This is a genomic window from Mameliella sp. LZ-28, assembly GCF_012274245.1.
GTDB lineage: Bacteria > Pseudomonadota > Alphaproteobacteria > Rhodobacterales > Rhodobacteraceae > Antarctobacter > Antarctobacter albus.
Genome location: NZ_JAANYX010000005.1, coordinates 84,501 through 110,208 on the forward strand (window position 1 = coordinate 84,501; position 25,708 = coordinate 110,208).

The window sequence follows — 25,708 nt, forward strand, 5'->3', positions numbered from 1 at the left end:
ACAGAACCCCTGCCGATCGTGTGAAATTCCGGGCTTGCACCCCGGAAGCAACCAACCTGCCTTGCAGTCGAGCTGGCAGGCGCTGCGCATCGGAAATTAAAAAACCTTCAGGAGAGAGATAAGATGTCAACCACTAATGAAACACCGAAGAATCATTGCGTTCATGTAATCGGAATTGGACGAACCGGGGGCGTCTATGTCGAAGCGCTTCTCCGAACGGGTGAAGTCGAGGATAATCTCACGTCCGACGGGGCGACATTCTCCGGGCTTCTTATCGACATCGGCGACGACGACGTCCAGATACCGAACGACTACGCGCGGTCTCTGAAGTCGCGAATGGCGGAACGGAACATTCCTGCCGAAAGATATCATTACGAGTCTTTTAATCTGGAACTCCCCGATGAAGCCGAGTTTTCCAAGAAGCTGGACGCGGTGCGTGCGCCTTTCGAGGCTGGCGGCGGTTCCAACCTGATCTCCAAATTGCCAAAAGACTTCAAGATGCCGAAGCGAGGTGGCCACGTTCCGCGTGCCGTCGCGAAAGCGGCCGCAGCTTGCGGTCTTTATCTCGATGCCAAGCCCCTTGCTGGCACATTGGAGCGCTTCGCCGAGCAGGTCAGGAAGTGCAAACACGATTCGACCGTGTTTGTGGCCTTCAGCCTCGCGGGGGGCACCGGCAGCGGAATCGCGTTCGACGTTGCTCGCGAACTGAATAAGATGGATCTTGGAGGTTCGGTCAAGCTGGTTGGCGTTGCGCAGCTGAGCCACAGTGGTGACGGCGATTACGAAAACAGCGCCGCGCAAACAATGGCCATCGAAGAGCTCGACCAATTTGCGGGTGGGGCCACAGAGAACAATCCTTTCCCGGGCGGATGCTTCATGGTTTCAACGGAGCATAGCTGGAGGCGTCTCACGGCCTACACATCGACCGGTCTCAAGACGGTTCGACAGCACTTCAAGCAACTAGTCACCAATCGTTTTGTCTCGGACTCGTTCATGCGCTGGGCGGTCGAGGACGGCTCAAAGCATCTAATGCGTGTCCTTGATGCCAATCCTGGCGGCAAGTGCATGATGTTCAACGTCGCTAAATTCAGCCACCCCGGCGTTCAAGTTCTGCCCGGCGAGCCGCGTTCCAGGTGGGACAGCGTGCTACAGCAGTGGGTCCGTTTCGTTCCGGAGTACTCAGGTCTGGTTGACGGCTATTCCGCGGAAAGCGTCGACGCCCACATCTATTGCGCCCGGTATATGCGGATCGACCTGGTAGATGACGAACTCAGGAGCCTTCTGGCCGCGAAATTCCTGTCCAAGGGAGGGGAGAATTACAGTTCCTATCGGAGCGAGTTCTTCGATGAACTCACCGCGTACGCTAACATTATTTTCCCATCGCTCAAGAAGGAGGATTTAGGCGCATATCACGACGGGAAGAAAAAGTTGAAGGATTTGGACAAGGGAAGCGTGTCGCTGGAAACAGCATGAGCACGGATACCTTTCTGATCGCCCGGGCAGGACTGCAAATCCGCTCGTCTACCGTCGCCAAATAAGGAAGAACCGAGGACCTCAAATCCACGGCACCAATAGAGTCGGCCCATTCAGTAAGTGGAGTATCGACCATTCTAGTCTAGCAGAAGGAGAAACAAATGCGGAGTATCATGATTGTGATTGCAGCAGATCGAAGGGGGGATCTCTCCGGTGTGAAGCCACCGGATTGATACCTAGGCATCCACCCCTGCCCGCTTGCCATCATTTAGGGTGGTTTCCTAAGATCGGTGCAGGAGACAAGACGGATCTTTCCCGAATATGAAGCCATCTAACCGGGCTGGTTACTTCCGTCTTCAGAAGTGAGGAGTCTTCCAGAATTCTGAGCGGGGGAATTCTGGCCTTGCGACTATCTCGCATACAACCTGGTGTTTCCGGCGAAGGTTGGCTGCACCTCCAACATCAACAATCCCGGCCTTGCAAGGCCAGAGTAGGAGAAACAAATATGACGACTCAAACGCTTAAATCGACCACGACCGTTCAGAATGGCCTCCTGGCCCCGGCGCTCTTCCTCGCACTTGGACTTGGCATCGTCTTCTTAGCAGGCCTCGCCCCGGCCGCCACGCTGCACGATGTAGCGCATGACATGCGCCACGCCACCGGCTTCCCCTGTCACTGACATGCCGTACGGCCGGATTCTTACCAGCGCCTTATTCGCTGGCGTTGCAGCAGGGCTGATTGCCGCCCTGTTGCAACTCACGTTCGTGCAGCCAATTCTTCTGCATGCCGAACTCTACGAGTCCGGCGAATTGGTGCATTTCGGTGGCGAAGCCATCTCGGCGCATCCCGAGTTGCCGGGTTTCGATGCGGTGCGTGACGGGATGAGTATACTGTTCACGACGCTCGTTTATACTGGCTATGCGATGATCTTGGTCGCGTTGATGTCGGTCGCCGAGCAACGCGGCCACGAGATCACGGCAAGGAACGGACTGCTCTGGGGTCTTGCCGGCTTCATCACCTTCCAACTCGCGCCCGGGGTGACACTTGCACCTGAGGTTCCCGGCGTTGCCGCGGCCGATGTTGGTCTGCGCCAGATCTGGTGGGTGGGTACCGTCCTGGCTTCAGGCATCGCGATGTGGCTCATCGCTTTCGGCAACGGCGCCACGGCCCACGTCGTTGCAGCCGCGCTGCTTCTGGCGCCGCATGTCATCGGCGCTCCCGAGCCCGTTACATTCACCGGACCGGTTCCGACGGAGATCGGAGCGCTCTTTGCCGCCCGAGCTTTGGGGGTCGGCATGGCAGCTTGGGCAATTCTGGGAACTTGCTCCGCATATTTCTGGAACACCGAAGGCGCCAGGCTGCGCGCAACCGCGTGACATAAAACAGCGGCCTCCGACCGAGATTTGGCCGGGGGTCATCCCATGTTATGGAGTTTGAAAATGACCCGCTTGTTTACAATTTTCGTCATTGGGCTGGGATTGGGAGGCGGATTTGGCTTCCTTGTAGCCGCGGCGAACGGCGTGACGCTCGATGGCCACGATCATGGCGCGCATAGTCATGATGCCGCTCCCGTCACGGGGCCCGTGCACCATCACGATGCCCTACTTGAGGTCCACGCAGTTGACGCACCCGATCTCGTCGTCCAAGTGACAAAGGACCCAGTCGCGGGTTGGAACCTGCATGTGATCACCGAAAATTTTCGATTCTCGCCAGAGAATTCCGGAGGCGCACATGTTGCAAATCAAGGGCATGCGCATGTTTATGTCGACGGCAAAAAAGTTGCTCGCCTTTACGGACCCTGGATGCATATCAGTTCGCTGCCCGAAGAAGCGGAAGTCGAAGTGACGCTTAATTCAAACGATCACCGGACGCTTAGTGTCAATGGCCAGGCGATCAGTGCGTCAGTGTCTCTTTCCGCCACACAATAAGTGTCACGGGAGAGAGGGTAGTCGCGCCCGCAGGCAGTCGCGCAGGCGACCGCAAGCGCGAGCGTCAACGATCCATCCTTTGGCTGCACCTATATATACCTGGCAAGTTGCCGCGATATCATCCGCATCCTGCACCAGGTCAATCCCCGAAAAGACGTAGCTTGCGCGTCCTTTGCCTTGTAGGCCGATGGCCACTGGCTCGGGGCAGGCATTCACGCAGCCGCCAAATTCTAGCCGTACCTGTCGGGTCAGTTCGGCCTGCTGAAGTGCAGAGCGCAGGGCCTGCTCTTCGGCCAGCCGGTTTCGCATGCCCGTACAGGTCGAACAGATCAGCAGTCGGGCTTCGTATGTGGCTCGACTGGATATCGTCATTCGCACCCGTGCCAGCCCAGCCAAGTAACCGACGGGGGCAAGGCGACCGAAGCTCCAATTGGCATCATGGAGGACATATTCGTGAACGCTCGCTGTAGCTGGATTTCTGTTCCCGATATTTTCGCGTCAATTTATTTTTGACGCAAGTCCTTTCCGGGATTCTGTTGATGGCATGGATGCCCCTTCCCGACGGCACCGAAACGGGCCAAGGTAACGCGCGCATCAGGTTTGGGAACGGGTTCGCTTTGTTCATGACCTCACCTCCCGCTCAAAGTCGAGACATGGTGCCCCCACGGCTCTGAACCGTTCGCTGGCGTGATGCAGAAGATCCTGCGTGACGGTGATGTAGACCAGGGTGGAATTGATATCCCGATGCCCGAGGTAAGTCGCGAGGAACGGCAGCCGGTCCTGCGGATTGATGACCGCTTTGTACCATTCCAAGATGCGGTTCACGACCATCGAGTGGGGCAGATCGTGAACGCGCGGCCCGGTTCGCCCGTGCAGTGGCTTCAGCCCGGCGGGCCGTATGACGTTAGTGAGCAGCCAGGTGATCATTTCCGGCGTGTAGCGGCGGGTGCGACCCTGCTCGTGCCAGAACAGACCGGAACCTGGATCCTGCGATGCACCAGTACGGCGCCGGGCTTTGATATAGGCTTGAAGCTCGGCCATCACGCTGTCGGGCAGCGGCAGGATCCTGGTTTTGAAGAACTTCGTTTGGCGAACCGTGATGGTACCGCTCTGGAGATCGATGTCGCCAAGATCGAGACGGGCAAGTTCGCCCCGCCGCAAGCCTGCACAATAGGCCAGCACCAGCATGGTGTAGATCGTCAGCGGGCGAAGTGGTGACCGTGGTGAGGGGAAGGAGCGAGCGACGTCGAGCATCCGTCGTATATCGGCAGGCGAGTAGATGTGGGGCTTGCGCCATTGCTTGGCCACGTCCTTCTGCGGTCGCGGGCCCGGCCTGCGTGATGGGATCGATGGGTCCCGGTGACAGAAGATTTTCGTCAGGGCCCGCCTGAGATTTTCACATTCGACGGCGTGATTGCGCGTGGATTTCGCCGCCGCCCAGTGTGTGAGCATCACCCCGATCGGCTGTTCCTGGAGCGCCGGGTTCAGCTGCAGGAACTGGTCAAATCTCAACAACCGGGCAGACTGCGAAGTGTATTTGTACCCTCGGTTCCGCATCAGCGCGACGTGCTCAGCCAAAACCTCTCCCAGCACGCTGCCGAACGGCCGGGGCCGACGCAACTCGGCAAGGGCCTTTTCCGGATCGTGCGATGCCAGAGCGCGCCAGACTGGCATGCACTGCTTGATACTGCATGCTTCGCGTAGGGTGCTGACGGGATTACGGTCGATCGCCTCGGCATTCAGAAGGTGATCGAGGAACCGGTCAACGATGCGGGTGCGGTGTAGCAGCGTAGTCGCTGCCCAGCATTCAGCCGATACCCGCAGCCACGCGACCAGCACATCCTGACCAAGTTCGCTGTGATGCTCGGCGACGTCCTGGAAGCCGTGCAAGACCTGCCGGTAGCAGGTTCGACTTTTCATGCTGCGCAGACCAAGGCCGGTAAGATAGTGGTCAATGATCGTGCGGTCGGGATCGGGCCAGCGAGCGGTCATGCCAGCTCCTCCGCGCCCGGCACATCAAGCGCAATGGCCCTGAGATCCTCGGTGGCAAGCTTGAGGTAGGGGGCCGTCGACGCGGTTGAGCGGTGCCCCAAAAGGTCGCCGATGACTTTTTGCGGAACTGACGTGCGCAGCATCTCGACCGCACGCGCATGGCGGAAGATATGCGGCCCGCCTTTGCCTGGCGGCTTGATGCTGGCATCGCAGAGCCGCCGTCGAACCAGACTGTATAGCTTCTCGAGCTTGCGATAGGGCGCGCGCGTACGGATGAAGATTTCCCTGGCATCGGTCGCTGGACGTCCGGAGCGCAGATAAGCGAGAACGGCCTCGCCCGCAGGCACCATCAGGGGCAGGAACGAGCGGGCTCCCGTCTTGCTGTGACGGACACGGATGGTTTCGCTCCGCCAGTCGATGTCCTCGATCCGCAGATTGCGGATTTCTCCAGACCGCAGCCCCTAGGTTACAAGGAGTTGCAAGATTGCGTAGTCCCGCAGCCCCGCCGGTGTCCTGTCCGCCCTCGCGCTTTCCAGTACCGCGGCCATCTGGGCCCGTTCCAGGATCGAGGGCACACCTTCATAGGCGTAGAGCAACGGCGCGATGATGTGCGGCGACAGATCGGTCGCAATGTGGCACGCCCTATAGAGATGACGCAGCAGCGAACGAAGCCGCTCCGCTACAGATTTCAGCGAGCTGCGCGTCAGCTTCAATGCACGCAGGTCCATGTAGCGGTCGGTGTCGCCGACACTCAGATCCATCAGGCCTTCGGCGCCGCATCGTTCGAGTTGCCAGGCTAGGAAGTGCCGGGCCTCCCACAGAAGCGCATCGATGCTGGGCCGGGCAAGGCCACGCTCATCGAGAAGCCAGGCCTCGTACTCGTTGCAGATCGTAAATCGCAACGCGTCGGCCGCACAGGCCGCATTTGTAACCGGTGGCCAGCGGCCCTGCACAAGCCGCAGCAGCGCGTGAATACCCGCGCAGGGAATCTGGTGCCAGCGCGGACCGGGACGGCGGCCGTGACGGCGCTGGAACAGCGCAACCGCTTCGCGCAGGTATTGCTCCACTTGGGCTTGGGTTACATCCGCGACCGGGATATTCCGTTGTGCAAGATGGTCAAGGAAGCCGCGCGCATAGGCGCAGTAATTCCTGACCACCACCGGGCTATATTCTTGGCTGATCAGTACGGCTTCGAGTTCGGTGATTACGTGATGATCGGCTTTTGTCGTCGCTGGCTCCTCCGCTGGTCAAACAACCGCAGAGGTTCGGCCGAAAATAATGCGGAGCAAAGCCGTCGATTAGCGGCAGAAATGCGGGGAATTCATGCGCCTGTCGCACGTTCCTCCGCATTATGGCCACCTGATGATAAGTGAAGCGGCAGAAGAACGATGACCGCGATGCCGAAGCGATCGCGGAGGCTACGACACGACCGACCATGCGCTTTTAAAAACTCAAGAGTGAGGAAAAGCTCGACGTTCAGACCCTGCATCGGGTGCGTGACCGCCTGGTCGGTGATCGCACCTCCCTGACCAACCAGATCAGGATCCTGTTGTTGGAGCGTGATCACGTCGTGGCGCAGGGTCATGCCCGGCTGCGTCTTCTGCTCAGTGATCTGCTGAATTGTGGCGCCAGCCCGTTGAGTCCACGTATGGCGTTCCTGCTAGGAGACATGCGGACACGTTGTGAGGAACTGGATCGTCGGATTGCCGCCTTTGACGCTGAGTTTGCAGCCATGGCCCGAACCGACGAGCGGGCGCGCCGGCTGACAAGCATTCCCGGCATCGGTGCGCTGAACGCTACCGCGCTGGTGGCCGCAGTCGGGGATGGGGCGACTTTCGACAAGGGACGCGACCTCGCCGCTTGGTTGGGTCTCGTGCGGCGCCAGGCTAGCACTGGGGAAGACCCAAACTCCTGAGGATCACGAAGCGCGGAAGCCGATATCTTCGTAAGATGCTGATCCAGGGTGCGCGAGCGGCCATGCCGTTGCTGGCTAAGAGCGACCCGGCAGTTGGAGCATGGCTGCGTGGACTTCTCGCCCGCTCGCACCACAATGTCGCCGTCGTCGCCTTGGCTGCCAAGATGGCATGCACTGTCTGGCGCTCCTGCGCCATGTGCAGATCTACAACCCTGCGCCACGGCCGACGATCTGACGTACACGCGTCCGGACAACTCCGGACGCGACGCACTGCGAGTGGTGAAAGGAAGATGGCCTGACAGTCGATTGGCGCCCCGAAAACCTCCGGTCAAAAATGTCTCTCCGAAGCCGGCCCCTTTATGAGGATCAGGGCGCGCGGATCTCCATCTTGGCGGCGGCAACCATGCCGACATGCCGGATACGTTGGTGCAGACTGATTACGTCGTCACCCAATCACAGCTTGCAACCGGGGCGGGCCATACGTTTGGCCAGCCATGCTGGTCGCCCTTTCAATCGGCCTTGAGATATTTAGCGTCGATCATCACGGTCTTCTCTTCGCAGTGCTCAGCGACCAGACTGGCCATCATCCGGGCGAAGATGCCTCTCTCGCCCCACCGCTTTCACCGGCTGTATAGCATCTTATGCGGACCATAGGCAGCAGGAGCGTCCCACCAACGCAAGCCATTGCGGTTGATGAAGATTATCCCGCTCAGAACCCGCGTGTCATCGACCCGAGGCCTTACCATGAGGCTTGGGGAAGAAAGGGGCTCAGCATGCTATCTGCGCGTGGGTCAGCCAGAAGAGGTCGCTCATGTCACCGCTCCGTTTTCGAAGCCGTGCATCATGCTGTGCGCACGAAATCAATGCATCCTGCGCCTTCTGTACCTCCGCTTTGCTATATTGTCCCCGTCAGCCACCTTGGCCGAGGTTGCTGACGGGACATCTTGTAATTGACGACGGCCATGCCGACTGTATCGTCGCTTCTGGATATATCACCATCTCGCATGTCAGTTTCCTGTCTTATGCGGGTTCGAGTTATATTGAGAAGCGGGGACGGTCAGAACGTCAGGTGGCTTTCCACGACGTCGTGCGTCAGGTCATCCTTGGTGCCCGTCATTGCGATGCGCCCTTTGTCCATCACGATGAAGCGATCTGACGCTGCGCGGGCAAAGGGGATGTTTTGTTCGACCAGCACGATGCTGATGCCACGGTCGCGGTTGAGGTGGACGATGGCTTCCTCGATCTGCTTCACGACATTCGGTTGAATGCCCTCGGTCGGCTCGTCGAGGATCAGGATCTTGGGGTCCATCGCCAAAGCCCGCGCGATGGCAAGCTGCTGTTGCTGGCCGCCGGACAGATCACCCCCACGCCGGTTCAGAAATTCGCGCAAGATCGGGAACAGATCGAAGAGATAGTCGGGGATCGTGCGCTCGCCGTCCGTGCGTGCATAGGTACCCATCACGATGTTCTCGCGCACCGAAAAGCGCGGGATGATCTCGCGGCCCTGCGGAATATAACCGATGCCGAGCCGAGCGCGTTCGTACGGCTTGGAGCCGAGGATTTCGTGACCATCGAAGATCAGCCCGCCCGTGGCCTTGTCGGTCAGCCCCATGATCGTCTTCAAAAGCGTGGTCTTTCCGACACCGTTGCGACCGAGGATGGACAGGAATTCGCCCGGCGCCATCTTGAAGGAAAGATCCTGAAGGACGGGGCTTTTGCCGTAATAGGAATAGAGGTTCGCGGCTTGAAGGATGCTCATGATTCAGTGTCCCAGATAGGCGGATTTGACGGCCTCGTTGGTCTCGATCTCGGCAATCGACCCCTCGGCCAGCTTCTTGCCCTGCGCCATTACCGTGATCCGATCAGCCACTTGGCGAACGAAGGACATGTCATGTTCGACGACGATCAGCGCATGCGCCTGACGCAGGGTCTTGAAGATCTCCGCAGTCTTGTCGGTTTCCTGGATGGTCATCCCGGCGGTGGGTTCGTCCATCAGGATCAGCTTGCTGTCTTGTGCGATCAGCATCGCGATTTCGAGCCACTGAGTTTCGCCATGTGACAGGTTTCCGGCAAGCTGATCGCGCTTTGCCCCAAGTTCGACCAGATCGAGGATGCGTTCGATCTCGGCGCTCTTGCTGCGTACGAAGCTCGAAAGCGTCTGCATTAGGCCGTATCGATTGGAACGGGCAACTTGCAGGTTCTCGTCAACTGTCAGTTCCTTGAATACGGAAGGAACCTGAAACTTGCGGCCGATGCCGTGGCGCGCGCGGTGGAATTCGAGCATGTTCGAGATCTCTTTGCCCTCGAACCGGATCGAGCCACCGGTTGGCTGGGTCTTGCCGCAGATCAGGTCGAGGGTGGTCGACTTTCCCGCGCCATTGGGACCGAGCAGGCAGAGGATCTCGCCCCTGTCCACCGAGAGGTCGAAGCCGTCCACGGCACGCAGGCCGCCAAACTCCACATGAAGGTCGGAGATGTCCAAAAGCGCCATCAAAGGGCTCCTTTCGTCTGGCCATGGTTCATTTTCCCGGGATTTTGCTCGGCGGAGCCGCTCTGGTCCTTCTGACGGGATATCCAGCGGCCTGCGCCTGCGGCCAAACCGTGCAACCCACGCGGCATGAAAAGGACGACCAGCACAAAAGCCGCGCCAAGGATCAGATGCCAGCCTTCGACGAACACGTCGGACAGTCCCCCCTCGAGGATGTTCACGACGATCGCGCCAAAGGCGGCGGCGACCACGGATTCACGCCCGCCGACAGCACACCAGATGACGATAGCCAGGCTGAAGGAGACGCTCATGTAGGTGGGCGAGGCAAACTCGAGCACCAGAGCGTAGAGCATTCCGGCCCACCCCGCGAGCGCCGCCGAGATGCAAAAGACCATCGTTTCGTAGGAGGCAACGTTATAGCCGAAGAACCTGGTTCGGGTGGCGTCTTCGCGAATGGCGCGCAGGATCAGCCCAAACTTGCTGTGCACCAGATAAAGTCCGATCAGAACGGCGGTGATCAGACAGCCGGCGACCAAATAGTAAAACCGGGCGCTGTAGGTATCGACGGTCCATCCGAAAAGCGTCAGCGGCGCGAGCCCGGTCAGTCCGTTCTGGCCCCCGGTATAGCCCTGCTGTTCGATGACCAGCAGCTGGAAGGCAACCAGAAATGCCAGCGTGATGACTGCGACGAACACACCGGAGATCCGCGCCCGGAACATGAAGACCGCGATCAGCCCGCCGACCAGCGCCGGCAGCAGAAGCCCCGCAACAAGGGTGAAGGTCAGGGAATGGAACGGGATCCAGAACCACGGCAGACTGTCGACGTTATTCCAGCCCATGAAGTCAGGCAGTTCGCCCTGGCTGGCCTTTAGCTTCAGGTGCATCGCCATGATGTACGAGCCGATGCCAAAGGTCGCCGCCTGGCCGAGGTTCAGCAGACCCGCCGTCCCCCATGACAACGCAAGCGCCATCGAAACGACGCCAAGGCTCAGGTAGCGCGAATAGGTGTTCAGTTCGTAGCCATCAAAGCCCAAAATCATCGGAAAGCCCAACAGGATGACTGCTGCAAACAGCGCAAAGGTGGTGAGGTCGGTTTTGAGTTTCTTGCTCATGGTCTAGCTTCAGCCTCGAGTTTTCTCGGGAAACAGTCCGCGGGGACGAAGACGGATCAGCAGAATGACGCAGGCCAGCACAGCGATCCGTCCGAGCGTGTCATTGATCACCATCGAGAAAATCGCGGTGACTTCGCCCATCATCACCGCGGCGACGGCCGCTCCGAGGATGCTGCCGAGCCCACCGATGATCACGACGAGGAACGCATCGACCACCAAGCTGGTACCCATCGTCGGAATGGTGCTGAAAAGCGGCGTGATCAGCGCACCCGCGATCCCGGCCAGACCAGCGCCATAGGCGAAGGTCAGAGAATAGATGCGCCCGGTCTCGATGCCATAGCATTCGGAGATGTTGCGGTTCTGGATGGTGGCGCGCAGCTTCGTGCCGAATTCCGTACGTGTCAGCAGGGCCCAGGTTGCGATCAGGACGGCGATGGAAAAGAAAATGACGAAGATGCGGTAGTTCGACATGACCAGGCTACCGATCTCGAGATTGCCCTGCAGGCTTTCGGGCCCCTGGACGAAACGGGATTCCGGACCGATCACAATCCGCACCAGCTGTTGTAGCATGATGCCGATCCCCCAGGTGGCGAGGATGGTGTCGAGCGGCCGGCTATAGAGCCGCTGCACGATCGTCACCTCGATAAGCCAGCCGATTGCCGCCACGACTAGGAATACAAACGGCAGTGCAAAAAGGATGCCGAAGCCCAGATAATGCTGCAGTGCCCAGGTCGTGTAAGCCCCCAGCATCACAAACTCGCCATGGGCAAGATTGATCACGCCCATCGAGCCGTAGATGATCGCAAGTCCCAATGCGATGATTAGCAGGATCGAGGCCATGCTCAGCCCCGAGAACAGTTGATTGATGATAACGTCCATAGTTTTTCCCTTGCCCTTTGACAGCACCAGCCGTGGCCGTGGGCTCCCGGAATTGCTGCCGGGAGCACTAGATCAGCCTTTGACCAGACCGCTGCCAGTGCAGGTCTGCCCGTCGTAGGCGGCATAGGGTTTGGGGGCGACGCGCTCGGCCGACTCCAGGATCACATGGGCTTGGCCGTCGGCCTGCCATTGTGCCACCTTCGGCCACAGATGCGTGTGCAGATTCTCGTCGATCAATACCTTGCCCTGAGGTGCGGCCAATTCGACACCGACGGCGGCATCGCGGATTGCCTGAGGCGTGACGTCGGACGGATCGAGTTTCTCCAAGGCGACCTTGAACTGGTAGACTTGGAAATAGGCGGCCTCGCTGACGAAATGGGTCACCTGGTCGCCACCGAAGCGGCTCTTGTAGGCTTCGACGAACCGCTCGTTTTCCAGGGTGGCATGCCCCATGAAATAGGGTGCCGACGAGAAGTGTCCGGCCGCAGCCTCGCCACCGATCGCCTGAACTTCGACCTCAGACCGGGTCAGGCTGATGACGGGCATCTGTTCGGGATCGAAACCGGCCGCATGATACTGGCGCGCGAAGGCAACGTCAGAATCGCCGACGACCGTGGCAAAGATCACATCCGGCTTCTCGGTGCGGATCCTGTTGATGACCGAGCTGAAATCGGAATGGCCGAGCGGAACGTATTCCTCGTGGACGACTTCTCCGCCAAGCTCAGCCAGCAGCTTCTTGCAGTAGTTATTCTCTTCCTTGGGATAGACGTAGTTGTTGCCGATCAGGTAGAAACGCGGCCCAAAATTCTCGATCGCCCAGCCGATCACGTTGTCCTGCTGCTGGTTGGGCACCGCGCCGCCATACATGATGTTGCGCGAACACTCGCGCCCCTCGTACAGCGTCGGATACCAGTAGAGGTTGTTGCGCTGCTCCACCACCGGCAGCACCGCCTGGCGGCTTGCCGAGGTGTAGGAACCGAAGACGCTGACGCACTCGTCGCGGATCATCAGTCGCCGGGCGCGGTCGGCATAGGTGGCCGGGTCCGATGCAGGGTCTTCGATGATCGGCCTCAGCATCCGCCCATGGATTCCGCCTTGGGCGTTGATCTCTTCGATGGCAAGCAGAGCGGCATCGTGCAAAGTGTGCTCGACCACCGCGACCGATCCAGTAAGCGAAAACAGCAGACCCACCGGAATATCATCGCCCAGGGCAGATGCCGGGCGTGCGCCCAGCAGAAGCGCTGGAGCGGAAAGTCCTCCGGTTAGGCTAGCGGCGCCGAGCGCACTTGTCTTCTTTAGAAAATCCCGTCTGTGCATTTGTATTTTCCCTGTTGTTATGCGTAGCCGAAACGAAAAAGGCTCCTTAGGCGTCCAGTCTCACTGGTGCCTAAGGAGCCTTTTTGCTCGTATCGGGAACTCGATGCTGAGTTCGCGAGGATATGCTATTCACGTTTCATCAAGAAAATCAATGCTTATCTTTTTGTTGTAAATCATTTGCTTACCGGAGATGCGAGGCCTTGTGCTATTTTCTATAGGCGTACTGTTGGACTTGCTTCACTTCCGTTCCGGTTTTCTGCGAGCAATGCTCGCCATAGAGGAGACCGGATATGGCACCCAAACATAGTGAAGATTTCAAACGCGAAGCGGTCCGGATCGCGACGCACAGTGGCCTGACACGGCGGCAAGTGGCCTCAGACCTCGGTGTCGGATTTTCGACCTTGGGCAAGTGGATGCGGGACTATTCGACCGATCCGGCTGCAGCCGAGGACGCGGAACTGCGCCGCGAGAATGAGCGCTTGCGCAAAGAGAACCGTATCCTGCGGGAGGAGAGGGAGGTGTTAAAAAAGGCCGCAATCTTCTTCGCGAGCCAAAAGCAATGAGATTTCAGTTCATTGCGGAGTATCGCGGAGATCTTCCACGCGCCCATCTGTGCCGCCTGATGCAGGTTTCGGACCGTGGGCTCCGTGCTTGGCGTCGCAGGCCGCCATCACTGCGTCAGCGCCGCGATATGATCCTTCTAGCTCATATCCGCGAACAGCATCGGCTCAGCCTGGGCAGCTACGGCCGACCGCGTATGACGCAGGAATTGAAAGAGCTTGGTATCCAGGTCGGTCAGCGCCGCGTCGCCCGGATCATGCGCGACAACGGCATTCAGGTTCTGCGCAGCCGTAAATTCAAACGCACCACCGACAGCGCACACAGCTTCAACATAGCCCCGAACCGTCTGAACCAGGATTTCACGGCGACGGCGCCAGACCAGAAATGGGCCGGGGACATAACCTACATCTGGACGCGTGAAGGTTGGTCATACCTCTCTGTAATCATTGATTTATACTCAAGGCGCGTGATCGGTTGGGCGATTAGCAATCGTATGAAGCAGGACCTGGCATTGCGGTCCTTGGACATGGCCATCGCGCTGCGCCGGCCACCACCCGGCTGCATTCACCACACCGATCGCGGCGCCCAATATTGTGCTCACGAGTACCAGAAACGCCTTCGACGTCACAAACTGCTGCCTTCAATGAGCGGCAAGGGAAATTGTTATGACAATTCCGCTGTCGAGAGCTTCTTCAAATCCCTCAAGGCCGAGCTGATTTGGCGAAGCACCTGGCAAACGCGCCGGGACGTCGAGGTCGCAGTGTTCGAATACATCAACGGCTTCTACAACTCGCGCAGGCGCCATTCAGCGCTGGATGGAAAATCACCCGTGGCCTTCGAAAAGATCGCCGCCTAACATGAGCAACACACCGGAACGGAACCGGTGCAAGTCCATGTTGCCTTTCGAAAGAACGAGAGAGTTGTGCTTATACTTGTGCCCTTTATTCTTTGTGAACTTGTCGATCGCGAACCTTAAAAGCCAGAGAAAGGGAAGCCCGGGTGCCGGGCTTGAAAGGATAGAGAGAGTCTCATCCGGGTCCGGCGTGACAAGGACCCTGACCATGGCCAAGACCGCAACCCGCCCGAAACCCGCCACCGCGAAGAAGACCGAAGCAACCGGATCGGCTGCGCCTGACGGCGGGACCGACATCCGGATGATCCCGCTCGACCAGCTGGAGCCGAGCCCGCTCAACGTCCGAAAGGTAGCCGCGAGCGCCAGCGACGATGCCGAACTGCTCGCCAGTATCCGCGAGACCGGCATCAAGCAGAACCTGGTGGTTCATGCGCTGTCTGAGACACGTTTTGCGGTCGATGCGGGCGGTCGCCGCCTCAAGGCGTTGAAGCAACTCGCCGAAGACGGTGTCATCCCAGGCGATCACCCGGTGCCCTGCCTCGTCGAGGACGAGAGCAACGCTGTCCTCACTTCCGCGACAGAAAACCTCCAACGCGCGGCGATGCATCCGGCCGATCAGTTCGAAGCCTTCGACAAGATGATCGCCGAAGGCCGCAGTGAAGACGAGATCGCGCTGAAATTCGGCGTCTCCGTCGACCTCGTGCGCCGTCGCCTGAAACTAGCCCGTGTCGCGCCCGAGATCATCGAGCAGTTCCGCGCGGGCGATCTGACCCTCGAATGCGTGATGGCCTTCACGCTGACCGACGATCATGATCGCCAGCTGGCGGTCTGGGACGTGGTAAAGGGCGGCTATCACATCCATCCGCAAAGCATCAAACGCCATCTGACCGAGACCGCCCATTCGGCGAATTCGGCCCTCGGGCGCTTTGTCGGCATCGAGGCCTATGAGGGGGCGGGGGGTATTTTGCTGCGCGATCTCTTCGACGATCGTGCCAGCGCCCATATGGAAAATCCCGACCTCCTGGAACGTCTCGCCATCGAAAAACTGCAAGCTGCGGCCAAACCTTTCGAGGCGGCGTGGAAATGGGTCGAGGTGCATCTCTCGGTGGATTACGGCGCGTTTCGCAGTTTCGGGCGGGTCTATCCGCAGGATGTTGAGCCCAATCCGGACCTGCTTGCCGAGGAAGAGCGTCTCATCACGCGCGAGGAAGAACTGGCGGCGCAGAATGACGGTGAGGATTGGACCGACGCGGAGACGGAAGAATACTACGCCATCAAGCCGCGCCTGCGCGAGATCGAGGCGCTGCATCGTGAACGGCAGCCCTATGCTGACGAAGATCGCGCCATCGCCGGTGTCGTTCTGACCATTAGCCACGACGGGGCACTGCGCATCGAGAAGGGCCTGGTGCGACCTGAGGATATTCCTGCCGCGCCGGAACCCGACGAGAGCACCGCAGATGCGGGAGGAGCCCCCTCCCCCGCCCGGCCACAGGTGACGCCGCCGACCTCCTCGACGCCGGTGCCGACCTCCGACCCTGCCGCAACCCTGCGCAAGGCGGATGGGATTTCGGCAAGCCTCGCCGACGATCTGCGGGCAACCCGTCAGCACATCCTGCGGGCGCATCTGGCGGCGGATTTCGAGGTGGCGTTCGATGCGACGCTCTACGCGCTCTGCGAGCAGGCTTTGGGGCGGTCCTACAACAACGAGGCGCTCGACATCTCGATCCGTCCTTTCCAGGCGCAGAACCGCGAGGTGTTGCACGCCGATACCGTCGCGCAAAAGATGCTCGAGGCGCTGGAACAGGACCTCGCCACCGACTGGATGAAGCTGGAGAAACCCGAGGACTTCCGTGCGATGTCGGCGCTGCCTATTGCCGACAAGCAGGCGCTTTTCGCCTGGGCGACGGGTTTGGCGGTCAAGCCACAGCTCTCCTCCGACAATCGCCCCTCCCCGATCATCGAGGAAATTGGCGCGCGGCTCGACGTCGATGTGGCGGCCTGCTGGCGCCCGACGGCGCAGAATTACTGGGGTCGGGTCAACAAGGGTCATGCAGTTGCCACGGCGCGCAAACTGATCGGTGACGACTATGCCGAGGATCGAAACCGCGAGCGCAAGGGCGATATCGCGGCTGCGATGGAGCGGGCTTTTGCGGAAACAGCCAGCGAGACGGAAGGTTTCGGCGCGGCGACGGTTGCAAAGACAACGCGCTGGCTGCCCGACGGGATAGTGTTTGCCGGTGCGACGGAGGTCGACGCCAAAATGATTGGCGATACGCCCGAGGCGGAGGAAGGCGCCGTGCCCGCAGCAGACGCTCTGGCCGAGGCGGAGAGTGATGAACCGTCGTCCTTGCCCGCCTTCCTCAGCGAGGATGCAGCCTGACGAAGCAAGCATCGGTCTGATTACCACATGAACTCTTGGCCGTCCTCACATCGAGGGCGGCCCTTTCCGGCTGGCGGGTTGCCTACAGCCGATATCGGATCGGCTGGCCCGTCCCGGAGATATCCCATGACTACCACACTCGAACTCGATCCCGTCAAGGAAGCCGCACTCATTGCCGCCCAGAATGACACCTTTCGGCGTTCCATATTTGGCAATACGCCCGTCGCTGATGCCCCGCAGGGCCAGTTCGTGATGACGCGTGGCGTCGCGGCGCTTGGGCCCGACGCCCAACTGGATCTCACCCGCCGTGTTGCCGCGTTTGACGGTTTCAATGCCGACAGTGACCCGCAGGGATGGCACGAGATGGGGGTCATCGAATTCAATGGCACGAAGGTTTGGTTCAAGATCGACTTGTACGACGTCGATTATCAGTACGGCTCACCTGAGCCTTCCGACCCGAAACAGACGCGTCGCGTGCTGACACTGCTTCTCCCGTCGGAATACTGACGCCCTCCACCCCCAATCGCCGCCTTGGACCGCCCTTGCACAAAGGGCGGTCCTTTCGGGCTGGCGGGTTCCAAGGGGCGCGATGATCGCGTTCCGCCCGCTGCAGGAGACCAGAGATGGCCAAGACACTCGACTATAAGATCACTCTCTATCCCGCGCATCGCGATGGCGCCTTCGTTGTTACCCAGTTCCAGATGATGGGGAGCTACCCCGAAAAGTGCATCCAGGCCGCGGGCATGGATGACCTGATCGACAAGGTGACGCAGTTCGCCATGGAGCACGGCGAGAGCTGCAGCGCCTCGGTGCGTTGCCTCGCGCCGCGCAAACCGCCGGGGTTCAAGCGCGCGACCGAGAACCTCTATTTCAACCTGGTTGACCGGACGGCTGAAAACCACGGCGCCGCGGCGGCCTGAAGCCCGCTTGAGGAATCCACCGGGGCGGCCTCGCGTAACGGTCGCCCTCCCCTTCCCTCAATTGCAAAGGACTGAAGACATGACACAAGTGAATGATTTCTATGCGCAGATGCTCGAATCCCACAGACGTGCTGCCGAACAGCGGGTCGAGACCCGCACGACCCTTCTCTCCGAGCTGCGCGCCCTCGGCGTGACCGGCATCGACGTGCAATACGAAGGCTATGGCGATTCCGGCAATGTCGAGGACGTCGTGGTGACGCCGGACACGATCACTCTGACAGAAGAGATGCGTCGCCGGGTGGAGGATTTTGGCTGGGACTTCGCCTATGCCCTCAGCCCCGGTTTCGAGAACAACGAGGGCGGCTACGGCGAACTGACCTGGTCGCTCGAGGCGGACAAGAACGATGTCAGCCACTCGAACCGCTATATCGCGTCTGAGACCACCGAACACGAGGGGCTCTAACATGGTACATCCCCTCCATCACGCTGAAAGCTCGGCCCGAAAGTTCGGCGGCGTTCCAGATGACTATCAGTTCGTGCATGAGTGGTTTGACTCGTCGAAAGAGCACCTGGTCCTCTTTGTCCACCGTGCCTACCGCCATCATACGGCCGGAATCTATGATGCCCAACGGATCTTCGGCCATAGCCTGACCAACAGCGCGGGCAGGGTCGTCCCGGTCCGTTGGATCGGCGAGCAGCATGTGCGCGAAGACTGCCAGGGGCGCATCCCGTCGCTGGCGGACTGGCTTGGACGCATCCAGCCGGAGCCGTGGATGGCCAATGGCCGGATCGACAACGACCCGACGCAGATCGGCAGCGATCCGCGCGCGGCCTGGATCGAGGCGGTGGCCAATCACCAGACCATTCTCGGGTTTGAGGATTGGCTTCTCAAGGTCTCTGTCGAGCACGTTCAGCATCGTCAGAACCGCGCCGCCGCCTGATCCGCCGGTCGCTCGCCAACCATCTGACCACGTCCCAATCGACCCGCCTGCGGCCTCAACTGGCTCGGCGGGTCGATTGCGTTTCAAGAAAGGACATCGACATGCAAGACCCTGTCTATGAGGAGGCCTATCAAGGCCACATCATCAAGATCTACCGTGACCCGGATGCTGAAAGCCCAAGGGAGTGGTCCAACCTCGGCACATTGATCTGCTGGCATCGACGCTATCGGCTGGGTGACAGCCATGAGTTCGAGAGCCCTGAGGCGTTCCTGCGCGATCTTGCCGAGGTTTCGGATCATAGTAATCGCTCGATGGAACAGTTGCGCGACCGTGCGGAGCGCAAGGCAATCATCCAGCCCGTGTTTCTCTACGACCATTCCGGGCTCGCGATGAACACCATCGGGTTCCACTGCCCGTGGGATTCCGGCCAGGTCAGCTATGTCTATGTGACGCTTGAGGCGGTCCGGACGGAGTTCGGTGTAAAACGCGTCACCAAGGCGCTGCGTGAAAGGGCTGACGACATCCTGCGCGCAGAAATTGTCAGCTACGACGCCTATCTTGGCGGCCGGGTCTATGGCTATGTCATTGAGCAGGACGGTGAGGAAATCGACGCCTGCTGGGGGTTTGTCGGCGACTATGAGCTGGACTGGCTGCTCGAGGCGCGGGAGGCGGTGCCAGCACCGTTGCCGAGTCAAACACGCGAGTCCGCTGCCGCTCAAGCGCGGGCTCACCCTTAGGAACCGGCACAGGTGGCATACGCTCCCTTTCTTGCGGGAATCCCAATCCGCCTCGCATTGCTGCAATGCAGAAATATCATGGCCCGGCTATTGTGCGGTCGCAGCATGACCACTATGTTTCGAATGTGATCGGTTCTCTCCTCCTCCCTGAGCCGATCCAAGCTAAACGGCGGCATCCACCTCCTCCCGGATGCCGCCTTTTTCTTTTTCAAAGCTCTTCCTGAAGGTTGTCCGGGTACGTACGGCCGCCGATCGGTCGACGACGAACCGTTTCGGATGCGCCGACCGCAAACCGCCCAATACTTAGGCGAGCTGCTATTCCTTCAAACTGACAAGGGCTTGCGTAGTAGTTCCCACAGCTCCATCCCCAGATTCTGTGGATAACTTTCCGCTGCAAGGGCGGAGATCAGCACTCCCATGAAAGAGCAAAAGACAGGGCGGGAGGGGTGACCCCTCCCGGGTGAGAGAGTGCGCACGGGGCTTGGGGCCAACCCTCAACCCCGGAGATTGCCGATGAAGGCTCACCCCCATTCCGCCCCGCTTGCGCCCGAGCCCGAGGCCCCTGCCCGCTCGGAAGTCTCGTGCTTCGCCCACAACCTGATCCAGGCTGCAAGAACCCTCGTCCCGCAGTTCGAGGCTGGCCGACCCATCGACGCCGCCGGACTTCGCGCGGCGATGGAGGATGCTTCCGGTGCCAGTGACACCAGCGGTGCCTGGGTCTGGAAGGACGCGTACGAAGCGGCAGAAGTCTCGCAGATCCTGATGATTTCGCGCTACGGCGCATTGATGCAGCGTCAGGCCGCCTCACCGCAGGCCTTCCTCACCATGATCGAGCGCCTCGCCGGGCTGGCCCCGTCCCACACGCGGCGCTCCGAAGACAGCGTGCGTCTGCAACAATTCTCGACCCCTCTGCCCCTTGCGGCCATCGTGGCCCAGGCGGCGGGGTTCCGCGCCGAAGATCTGGTGCTCGAGCCCTCTGCCGGCACCGGCATGCTGGCCATCTTCGCCTGGATCGCTGGCGCGCACCTGACGCTGAATGAACTCGCAGAGACCCGCCGTGTCCTTCTGGGGCAGCTGTTCCCGAATGCTGTCCTTTCAAATCAAGATGCCGCGTCGATCGACGACCGGCTGGATAGGTCGATCACGCCCTCGGTCATCGTAATGAACCCGCCGTTTTCTGCGGCCAACCATGTCGAGGGTCAGTTTCGGCAGGCAACCAGTCAGCATGTGCTCTCCGCCCTGGCGCGCCTCGCGCCGGGCGGTCGTCTCGTCGTCATAACGGGCGAGAGCTTCCGCCCTTCCACGAAGTCCTTGCAGTTGACGTTTCAGCGGATCGCACAAAGCGCTGATGTGGTGTTTTCCGCTGCGATCGACGGCAAGGTCTTCGCGCGGCATGGCACCACGATCGACACGCGGCTCACGGTGATCGACAAGCGCGGGGCTCGCGATGAAGCGACCGCGCCGGTCGACATAGAGGCCGCTTATCATCCGATCCGCGCAACAACGGCCGATCTCCTCGCGTCAGTTCTGACTAACTGCCCGGAGCGACGCAGCCCCCCGCCCTGCCCCACCCCGTCGGCCCTGTCTGTCACGTCCCGTCCGACCCGCACCATCCTCCACGCCCTGCGGAATGCCGCCCGAAAGGAAACCCGCGCCCTCGCCGAAGAACGCGCGAAACATCCCTTTGACGACATCGAGACGGCCCCACTCGACTACTTGCCGAAAGCCCGGAGCGAACCCGAGGGCGCGCTGCAGGACACGGTCTACGAGGCCTATGACCTGCAAGCGATCCAGATCGACGGCGCGGCGGAACATCCAACCGCGCTTGTCCAATCCGCGGCCATGGCCTCGGTGCCGCCGCCCGTGCCAAGCTATCGCCCGCTGCTGCCAAAGAGCCTCGTCGCGGACGGCCACCTGTCGGCACCGCAACTCGAAAGCGTAATCTACGCGGGCAATGCGCACGAGACGCATCTCAAAGGCTGGTTCAAGCGCAGCGAGATCGAAGGTCAGCTCATGGCGGCGGCGGAGGGTGACGAAGGTACCTTCCGTCTGCGCAAGGGGTGGTTCCTCGGCGATGGCACCGGCTGCGGCAAGGGGCGGCAGGTCGCGGGTATCATTCTCGACAATTGGCTGCAGGGACGCCGCCGCGCCGTCTGGGTCTCAAAAAGTGACAAGCTCATCGAGGATGCGCGCCGCGACTGGACGGCGCTCGGGGGGCGCGAAAGCGATATCGTACTGCTCTCGAAATTCCGCCAGGGAAGCGACATCCGCCTGCCCGAAGGCATCCTCTTCGTCACCTACGCGACGCTGCGGTCGGCCGAGCGCGAGGGGAAAGCCTCCCGCCTCGACCAGGTTACGTCCTGGCTCGGGGAAGGGTTCGACGGGGTTATCGCTTTCGATGAAAGCCACGCCATGGCGAATGCCGCCGGCGAAAAGTCCGACCGCGGCGACAAGAAGGCTTCGCAACAAGGCCTCGCTGGCCTCGCATTGCAAAACGCCGTACCCGACGCCCGCGTACTCTATGTCTCGGCCACCGGCGCGACGGTTGTCGGCAATCTCGCCTATGCCTCCCGACTTGGTCTCTGGGGCACCGGAGATTTCCCCTTCGTGACGCGGGCAGAATTTGTCGCCGCAATGGAGGCTGGGGGCATTGCGGCCATGGAGATGATCTCGCGCGACCTGAAGGCGCTCGGGCTCTATCTCGCGCGGTCCCTCTCCTATGCCGGGGTCGAATACGAGATGCTGGTGCATGAGCTGACGCCCGCCCAGGTCGCCATCTATGACAGCTACGCCGACGCCTATCAGATCATCCACACCAACTTGGAGGCGGCCCTTCAGGCCTCGGGTATTTCCTCCGAGGTCGGCACTTTGAACCCCCAGGCGAAATCCGCCGCGCGCTCGGCGTTTGAGAGCAACAAGCAGCGCTTCTTCAATCATCTCATCACCGCCATGAAATGCCCCTCGTTGATCCGCGCCATCGAGGCGGATCTGGCGGCGGGTCATGCGGCCGTGATCCAGGTGGTCTCGACTAGCGAGGCGGTGATGGAACGACGACTCGAAGAGATCCTGCCCTCGGAATGGGACGACCTGCAGGTCGATTTTACACCGCGTGAGAACATCATGGACTATCTGATGCACAGCTTCCCGACGCAGCTTTTCGAGCCCTACACCGACGAGAATGGCGATCTGCGGTCGCGCCCTGCCCTCGATGGTGATGGCAATCCGATTATCTGCCGTGAGGCGGAGCGGCGGCGGGATGATCTTGTCGAGCATCTTGGGGCCCTCGCCCCGGTGCAGGGCGCGCTCGACCAGATCCTCTGGCAATTCGGCGGGGATGCCGTGGCTGAGGTCACAGGGCGCAAGCGGCGCATCGTGAGAACGCGAGAGGGGCGGCTCAAGGTCGAGAACCGACCCGCTTCCTCCAACCTTGGTGAGACGCAGGCCTTCATGGATGACGCCAAGCGGATCTTGATCTTCTCTGATGCCGGCGGCACCGGTCGCAGCTATCACGCCGATCTTGGAGCCAGGAACCAGCGCCTCCGGGTGCATTACCTGCTGGAGCCCGGCTGGAAGGCCGACAACGCGATCCAAGGCCTCGGGCGCACCAATCGCACCAATCAGGCGACGCCGCCGCTCTTTCGGCCTGTGGCGACCAATGTCAAAGGTGAGAAGCGGTTTCTCTCCACCATCGCGCGCCGCCTCGACACGCTCGGCGCCATCACCAAGGGCCAACGCGAGACCGGCGGCCAGAACATGTTCCGCGCCGAGGACAACCTCGAAAGCCCTTACGCACGCGCTGCGCTGCGCCAGTTCTTCTATAAGCTGCGTGCGGGCAAGATCGAAGCCTGCTCTTACGCGAAGTTCCAGGAGATGACAGGGCTGACGCTCGATGAGGCGGATGGCACCATGAAAGAAAACCTGCCGCCGATCCAGCAGTTCCTGAACCGCTGTCTGGCGCTCCGCATCGACATGCAGGATGCGATCTTCGAGGCCTTCGGCGGGTTTCTTACGGCCATCATCGAGGACGCGCGTCAGGCGGGCACGCTGGACGTCGGCCTCGAGACCCTGCGCGCCCAGAAGTTCGAGATCGTCGACCGCAAGGTCATCTATCAACATGAGGCGACGGGGGCGACGGCCACTGCGCTCACCGTCGAGCGGACCGATCGCAACGATCCGCTGACCCTGCCACGGGTCAAACAGATCTGCGCCGACACGAAGGGCGCGATGCTGTGCTGGAACACCTCCTCCAAACGCGCGGCCCTGATGGTGAAGGCGCCGGCCTTCATGGATGAGGACGGTGTGCCGATCCTGCGGGTGAAACTCCTGCGGCCCATGGCGACAGAGATCCTCGCGCTTTCCGAGTTCTCGAAATCGCATTGGGAAGAGATCGATGATGCGATGTTCGAACAACTCTGGCAGGCTGAAGTCGAGGCGGTGCCGGAGTTCACCACCTCGAAGATCACGCTGATCTGCGGGTTGCTCCTGCCGATCTGGGACCGGCTGCCCGCTGATAACATGCGCATCTATCGTCTGCAGACCGAGGAAGGCGAGCGCGCCATCGGTCGCTTGGTCAGCCAGGAGCAGCTTCTCAATGTCTATGCGCGGCTCGGGCTAGATTGTCAGATCGAGATGACGCCGCAGGAGGTCCTCGCAGCGGTCATGGACGCGAGGACGAGCCTGAACCTGCTCGGCGGTTACCAGTTGCGCCGGTCGCTGGTCATGGGACAGCCGAGACTCGAGTTGACCGGCGCGTCGGGCGCGGCGCTGCCCGGTTTGAAAGCGATGGGCTGTTTCACCGAGGTCATCCAATGGAAGACGCGGGTATTCATCCCGGTGGACTGCACCGAGGTTCTGGCGCAGGTGCTCGCCGAACATCCGGTTGGCGCCAGCGCAGCGGATGTCGCCGCATGAGCGCGCGGCGCAGCATCGCAGACCTCTCGGCCGATCTTGCGGACCGTGCCGAGAGTTTCTGCCGCCTGTATTTCCCCGAAGGACGCAAGCAAGGCAACTATTGGCAGGTCGGCAACACTTCGGGTGCGAAGGGTCAGAGCCTAGCCATCCGACTTCAGGCGGAAGGCAGGCGCAAGGCCGGGTCCTGGCAAGATTTCGCGACGGGTGAATACGGCGACCTGATCGATCTCCTGCAGGAACGGCTTGGGTCGGTCACGCTCAAGGAAACGTTGAGGGAGGCCCGGTCCTTTCTTGGCGTTGCCCTCTGCCCTGCCGTACCTCGTAAATCCCGAAACGCAGAGCGTCCCGATGCAGCCTCCAGCAAACGCATTGCGCGGGCACGCAAACTCTTCGCCGCAGGCAAGCCGGTTCTTGGCACCTTGGCTGCCACCTATTTGCAAGGGCGCGGGATCACACGGCTTGGACCTGCCCTCCGCTATCACCCGCGGGTCTTCCTGCGGCAAGGTGAGGACGATCCCGATCCGCCGCAAAGGGCCCCTGCCCTGCTCGCAAAGATCACCGACAATCGGGGCCAGATCACCGGCTGCGCGCGGCTCTATCTCGATCCGTCCACTGGCGGTTTGGCTGCGATCGAGAGCCCCAAACGGATCCTCGGGCAGCTGCACGGCCATGCCATCCGCTTCTGGTCCGGGACCTCTCGTGGCGATCTCATCGTCGGCGAAGGGCTCGAGAACACCCTCTCGGTCGGCACGGCTCTCCCGGAGTTCGACCTCGCCTCCTGTCTCACCACCACCCATCTCGGCCTCTTCATTCCGCCATCGGGGATCAAGCGCATCTGGATCGCGCGGGACAATGACGAAGCTGGCCATAACGCATCAATGAGATTGCGTAACCAACTGGCATCACGAGGAATTGCCTGTATTGAGCTCGTGCCAAACATGGGCGATTTCAACGACGATCTGCGGGCTTTCGGCAAGGATGCGCTGCGCCGGTCCCTGTTAGGGGCCATGAAAGCACAAGGTTTGGAGATCGAGGACGGGTGACCGCCAGCCTCCCCGGGGATGCCCGACGGGGCAAAGGTTCCGCCGGTTCGATCTGATCCCGTTTGGACAAGGGGAGCGATGGACCGGCGGGTCGGAGCAGAGTGCTCCTCGCCCGGGCAGCAATGCGCCCCGAGCCAGAAAATTCCCCTGAGCCTGCGGCTCATTCCTCGCGGAGACAATTTTCCGGCCCGCGGCGCATTCTCCGCTGCGCTCCGATCCTAGCGGATGCGGCCCGGTCGCCGCCGGTCCTGGTATCGC

At 60.7% G+C, this 25,708-nt stretch carries 22 protein-coding genes and 2 pseudogenes; 14 read left to right on the plus strand and 10 right to left on the minus strand.

Going from position 1 to position 25,708, the window contains the following annotated elements; translation table 11 throughout:
* Window positions 1-123 precede the first annotated feature (123 nt).
* From G9Q80_RS03715 to G9Q80_RS03730, 4 genes are all read left to right on the plus strand, one after another.
* Entirely contained in the window at window positions 124-1,473 is a 1,350-nt protein-coding gene (locus G9Q80_RS03715) for a tubulin-like doman-containing protein (RefSeq protein ID WP_168246383.1), read from the plus strand.
* A 505-nt stretch (window positions 1,474-1,978) separates the two neighbouring features.
* Entirely contained in the window at window positions 1,979-2,152 is a 174-nt protein-coding gene (locus G9Q80_RS03720) for a CbtB domain-containing protein (protein WP_168246384.1), read from the plus strand.
* A gap of 1 nt (window position 2,153) precedes the next feature.
* Complete coding sequence (locus tag G9Q80_RS03725) at window positions 2,154-2,849, plus strand: CbtA family protein (RefSeq protein ID WP_168246385.1); 696 nt, start codon at window positions 2,154-2,156, stop codon at window positions 2,847-2,849.
* Window positions 2,850-2,912: 63 nt separating this feature from the next.
* On the plus strand, window positions 2,913-3,401 hold the full coding sequence (locus G9Q80_RS03730; protein WP_168246386.1) for a hypothetical protein: 489 nt from the start codon (window positions 2,913-2,915) through the stop codon (window positions 3,399-3,401).
* 3 nt (window positions 3,402-3,404) lie between these two features.
* Here the strand turns inward: G9Q80_RS03730 and G9Q80_RS03735 are convergent, their stop codons facing one another.
* The 4 genes from G9Q80_RS03735 to G9Q80_RS28045 form a co-directional block, all read right to left on the minus strand.
* On the minus strand, window positions 3,405-3,773 hold the full coding sequence (locus G9Q80_RS03735; protein WP_168246416.1) for a DUF1636 family protein: 369 nt from the start codon (window positions 3,771-3,773) through the stop codon (window positions 3,405-3,407).
* A gap of 249 nt (window positions 3,774-4,022) precedes the next feature.
* Window positions 4,023-5,393 carry a tyrosine-type recombinase/integrase gene (locus G9Q80_RS03740; RefSeq protein ID WP_168246387.1) on the minus strand — a complete coding sequence of 457 codons (1,371 nt, stop codon included), beginning with the start codon at window positions 5,391-5,393 and terminating at the stop codon, window positions 4,023-4,025.
* Window positions 5,390-5,851, minus strand: a complete 462-nt coding sequence (locus G9Q80_RS28040) for a tyrosine-type recombinase/integrase (protein WP_282593836.1) — start codon at window positions 5,849-5,851, stop codon at window positions 5,390-5,392. Before G9Q80_RS28040 ends, G9Q80_RS03740 begins: the two co-directional genes overlap by 4 nt.
* 3 nt (window positions 5,852-5,854) lie before the next feature.
* Window positions 5,855-6,553 (minus strand): site-specific integrase, encoded by a 699-nt coding sequence (locus G9Q80_RS28045; RefSeq protein ID WP_246870470.1) that lies wholly within the window; start codon window positions 6,551-6,553, stop codon window positions 5,855-5,857.
* A gap of 209 nt (window positions 6,554-6,762) precedes the next feature.
* Between G9Q80_RS28045 and G9Q80_RS03750 the strand changes: the two are divergent.
* Window positions 6,763-7,607: pseudogene (locus G9Q80_RS03750) on the plus strand (IS110 family RNA-guided transposase); the annotation flags it as partial.
* Window positions 7,608-7,823: 216 nt separating this feature from the next.
* Here the strand turns inward: G9Q80_RS03750 and G9Q80_RS03755 are convergent.
* The 6 genes and pseudogenes from G9Q80_RS03755 to G9Q80_RS03780 all read right to left on the minus strand — a co-directional run.
* A pseudogene (locus G9Q80_RS03755) lies at window positions 7,824-8,121 on the minus strand (transposase); the annotation flags it as partial.
* 244 nt (window positions 8,122-8,365) lie between these two features.
* The gene (gene urtE / locus G9Q80_RS03760; protein ID WP_168246388.1) at window positions 8,366-9,067 is read right to left on the minus strand and encodes an urea ABC transporter ATP-binding subunit UrtE; all 702 of its coding nucleotides are present in this window, start codon (window positions 9,065-9,067) and stop codon (window positions 8,366-8,368) included.
* A gap of 3 nt (window positions 9,068-9,070) precedes the next feature.
* Complete coding sequence (gene urtD, locus G9Q80_RS03765) at window positions 9,071-9,799, minus strand: urea ABC transporter ATP-binding protein UrtD (RefSeq protein WP_168246389.1); 729 nt, start codon at window positions 9,797-9,799, stop codon at window positions 9,071-9,073.
* The gene (gene urtC / locus G9Q80_RS03770; RefSeq protein ID WP_168246390.1) at window positions 9,799-10,908 is read right to left on the minus strand and encodes an urea ABC transporter permease subunit UrtC; all 1,110 of its coding nucleotides are present in this window, start codon (window positions 10,906-10,908) and stop codon (window positions 9,799-9,801) included. Before urtC ends, urtD begins: the two co-directional genes overlap by 1 nt.
* Before the next feature lie 9 nt (window positions 10,909-10,917).
* Window positions 10,918-11,787 (minus strand): urea ABC transporter permease subunit UrtB, encoded by an 870-nt coding sequence (gene urtB / locus G9Q80_RS03775; protein WP_168246391.1) that lies wholly within the window; start codon window positions 11,785-11,787, stop codon window positions 10,918-10,920.
* 72 nt (window positions 11,788-11,859) lie between these two features.
* Window positions 11,860-13,104 (minus strand): transporter substrate-binding protein, encoded by a 1,245-nt coding sequence (locus tag G9Q80_RS03780; protein ID WP_168246392.1) that lies wholly within the window; start codon window positions 13,102-13,104, stop codon window positions 11,860-11,862.
* A gap of 290 nt (window positions 13,105-13,394) precedes the next feature.
* On the opposite strand from G9Q80_RS03780, the gene G9Q80_RS03785 reads away from it, so the two are divergent.
* The 9 genes from G9Q80_RS03785 to G9Q80_RS03825 all read left to right on the plus strand — a co-directional run bounded on the left by G9Q80_RS03785 (window position 13,395) and on the right by G9Q80_RS03825 (window position 25,450).
* A protein-coding gene (locus G9Q80_RS03785; protein WP_143570354.1) for an IS3 family transposase occupies window positions 13,395-14,521 on the plus strand; the annotation gives its coding sequence in 2 pieces (ribosomal slippage) (window positions 13,395-13,626 and window positions 13,626-14,521; 1,128 coding nt in all).
* A gap of 205 nt (window positions 14,522-14,726) precedes the next feature.
* Window positions 14,727-16,898, plus strand: a complete 2,172-nt coding sequence (locus G9Q80_RS03790; RefSeq protein WP_168246393.1) for a ParB/RepB/Spo0J family partition protein — start codon at window positions 14,727-14,729, stop codon at window positions 16,896-16,898.
* Window positions 16,899-17,024: 126 nt separating this feature from the next.
* Window positions 17,025-17,405, plus strand: coding sequence for a DUF3768 domain-containing protein (locus tag G9Q80_RS03795; RefSeq protein ID WP_168246394.1), 381 nt, complete (start codon window positions 17,025-17,027; stop codon window positions 17,403-17,405).
* 116 nt (window positions 17,406-17,521) lie between these two features.
* A complete protein-coding gene (locus tag G9Q80_RS03800; protein ID WP_168246395.1) occupies window positions 17,522-17,818 on the plus strand; it encodes a hypothetical protein in 297 nt (98 codons plus the stop codon).
* A gap of 79 nt (window positions 17,819-17,897) precedes the next feature.
* The gene (locus G9Q80_RS03805) at window positions 17,898-18,281 is read left to right on the plus strand and encodes a DUF6878 family protein (protein WP_168246396.1); all 384 of its coding nucleotides are present in this window, start codon (window positions 17,898-17,900) and stop codon (window positions 18,279-18,281) included.
* 1 nt (window position 18,282) lies between these two features.
* Window positions 18,283-18,759, plus strand: a complete 477-nt coding sequence (locus G9Q80_RS03810) for a DUF6915 family protein (RefSeq protein ID WP_168246397.1) — start codon at window positions 18,283-18,285, stop codon at window positions 18,757-18,759.
* Window positions 18,760-18,860: 101 nt separating this feature from the next.
* Entirely contained in the window at window positions 18,861-19,496 is a 636-nt protein-coding gene (locus tag G9Q80_RS03815; protein WP_168246398.1) for a hypothetical protein, read from the plus strand.
* A gap of 513 nt (window positions 19,497-20,009) precedes the next feature.
* The gene (locus G9Q80_RS03820; protein ID WP_168246399.1) at window positions 20,010-24,407 is read left to right on the plus strand and encodes a strawberry notch-like NTP hydrolase domain-containing protein; all 4,398 of its coding nucleotides are present in this window, start codon (window positions 20,010-20,012) and stop codon (window positions 24,405-24,407) included.
* Entirely contained in the window at window positions 24,404-25,450 is a 1,047-nt protein-coding gene (locus tag G9Q80_RS03825; protein WP_168246400.1) for a DUF7146 domain-containing protein, read from the plus strand. The genes G9Q80_RS03820 and G9Q80_RS03825 overlap by 4 nt, the downstream gene beginning before the upstream one ends.
* Window positions 25,451-25,708 lie beyond the last annotated feature (258 nt).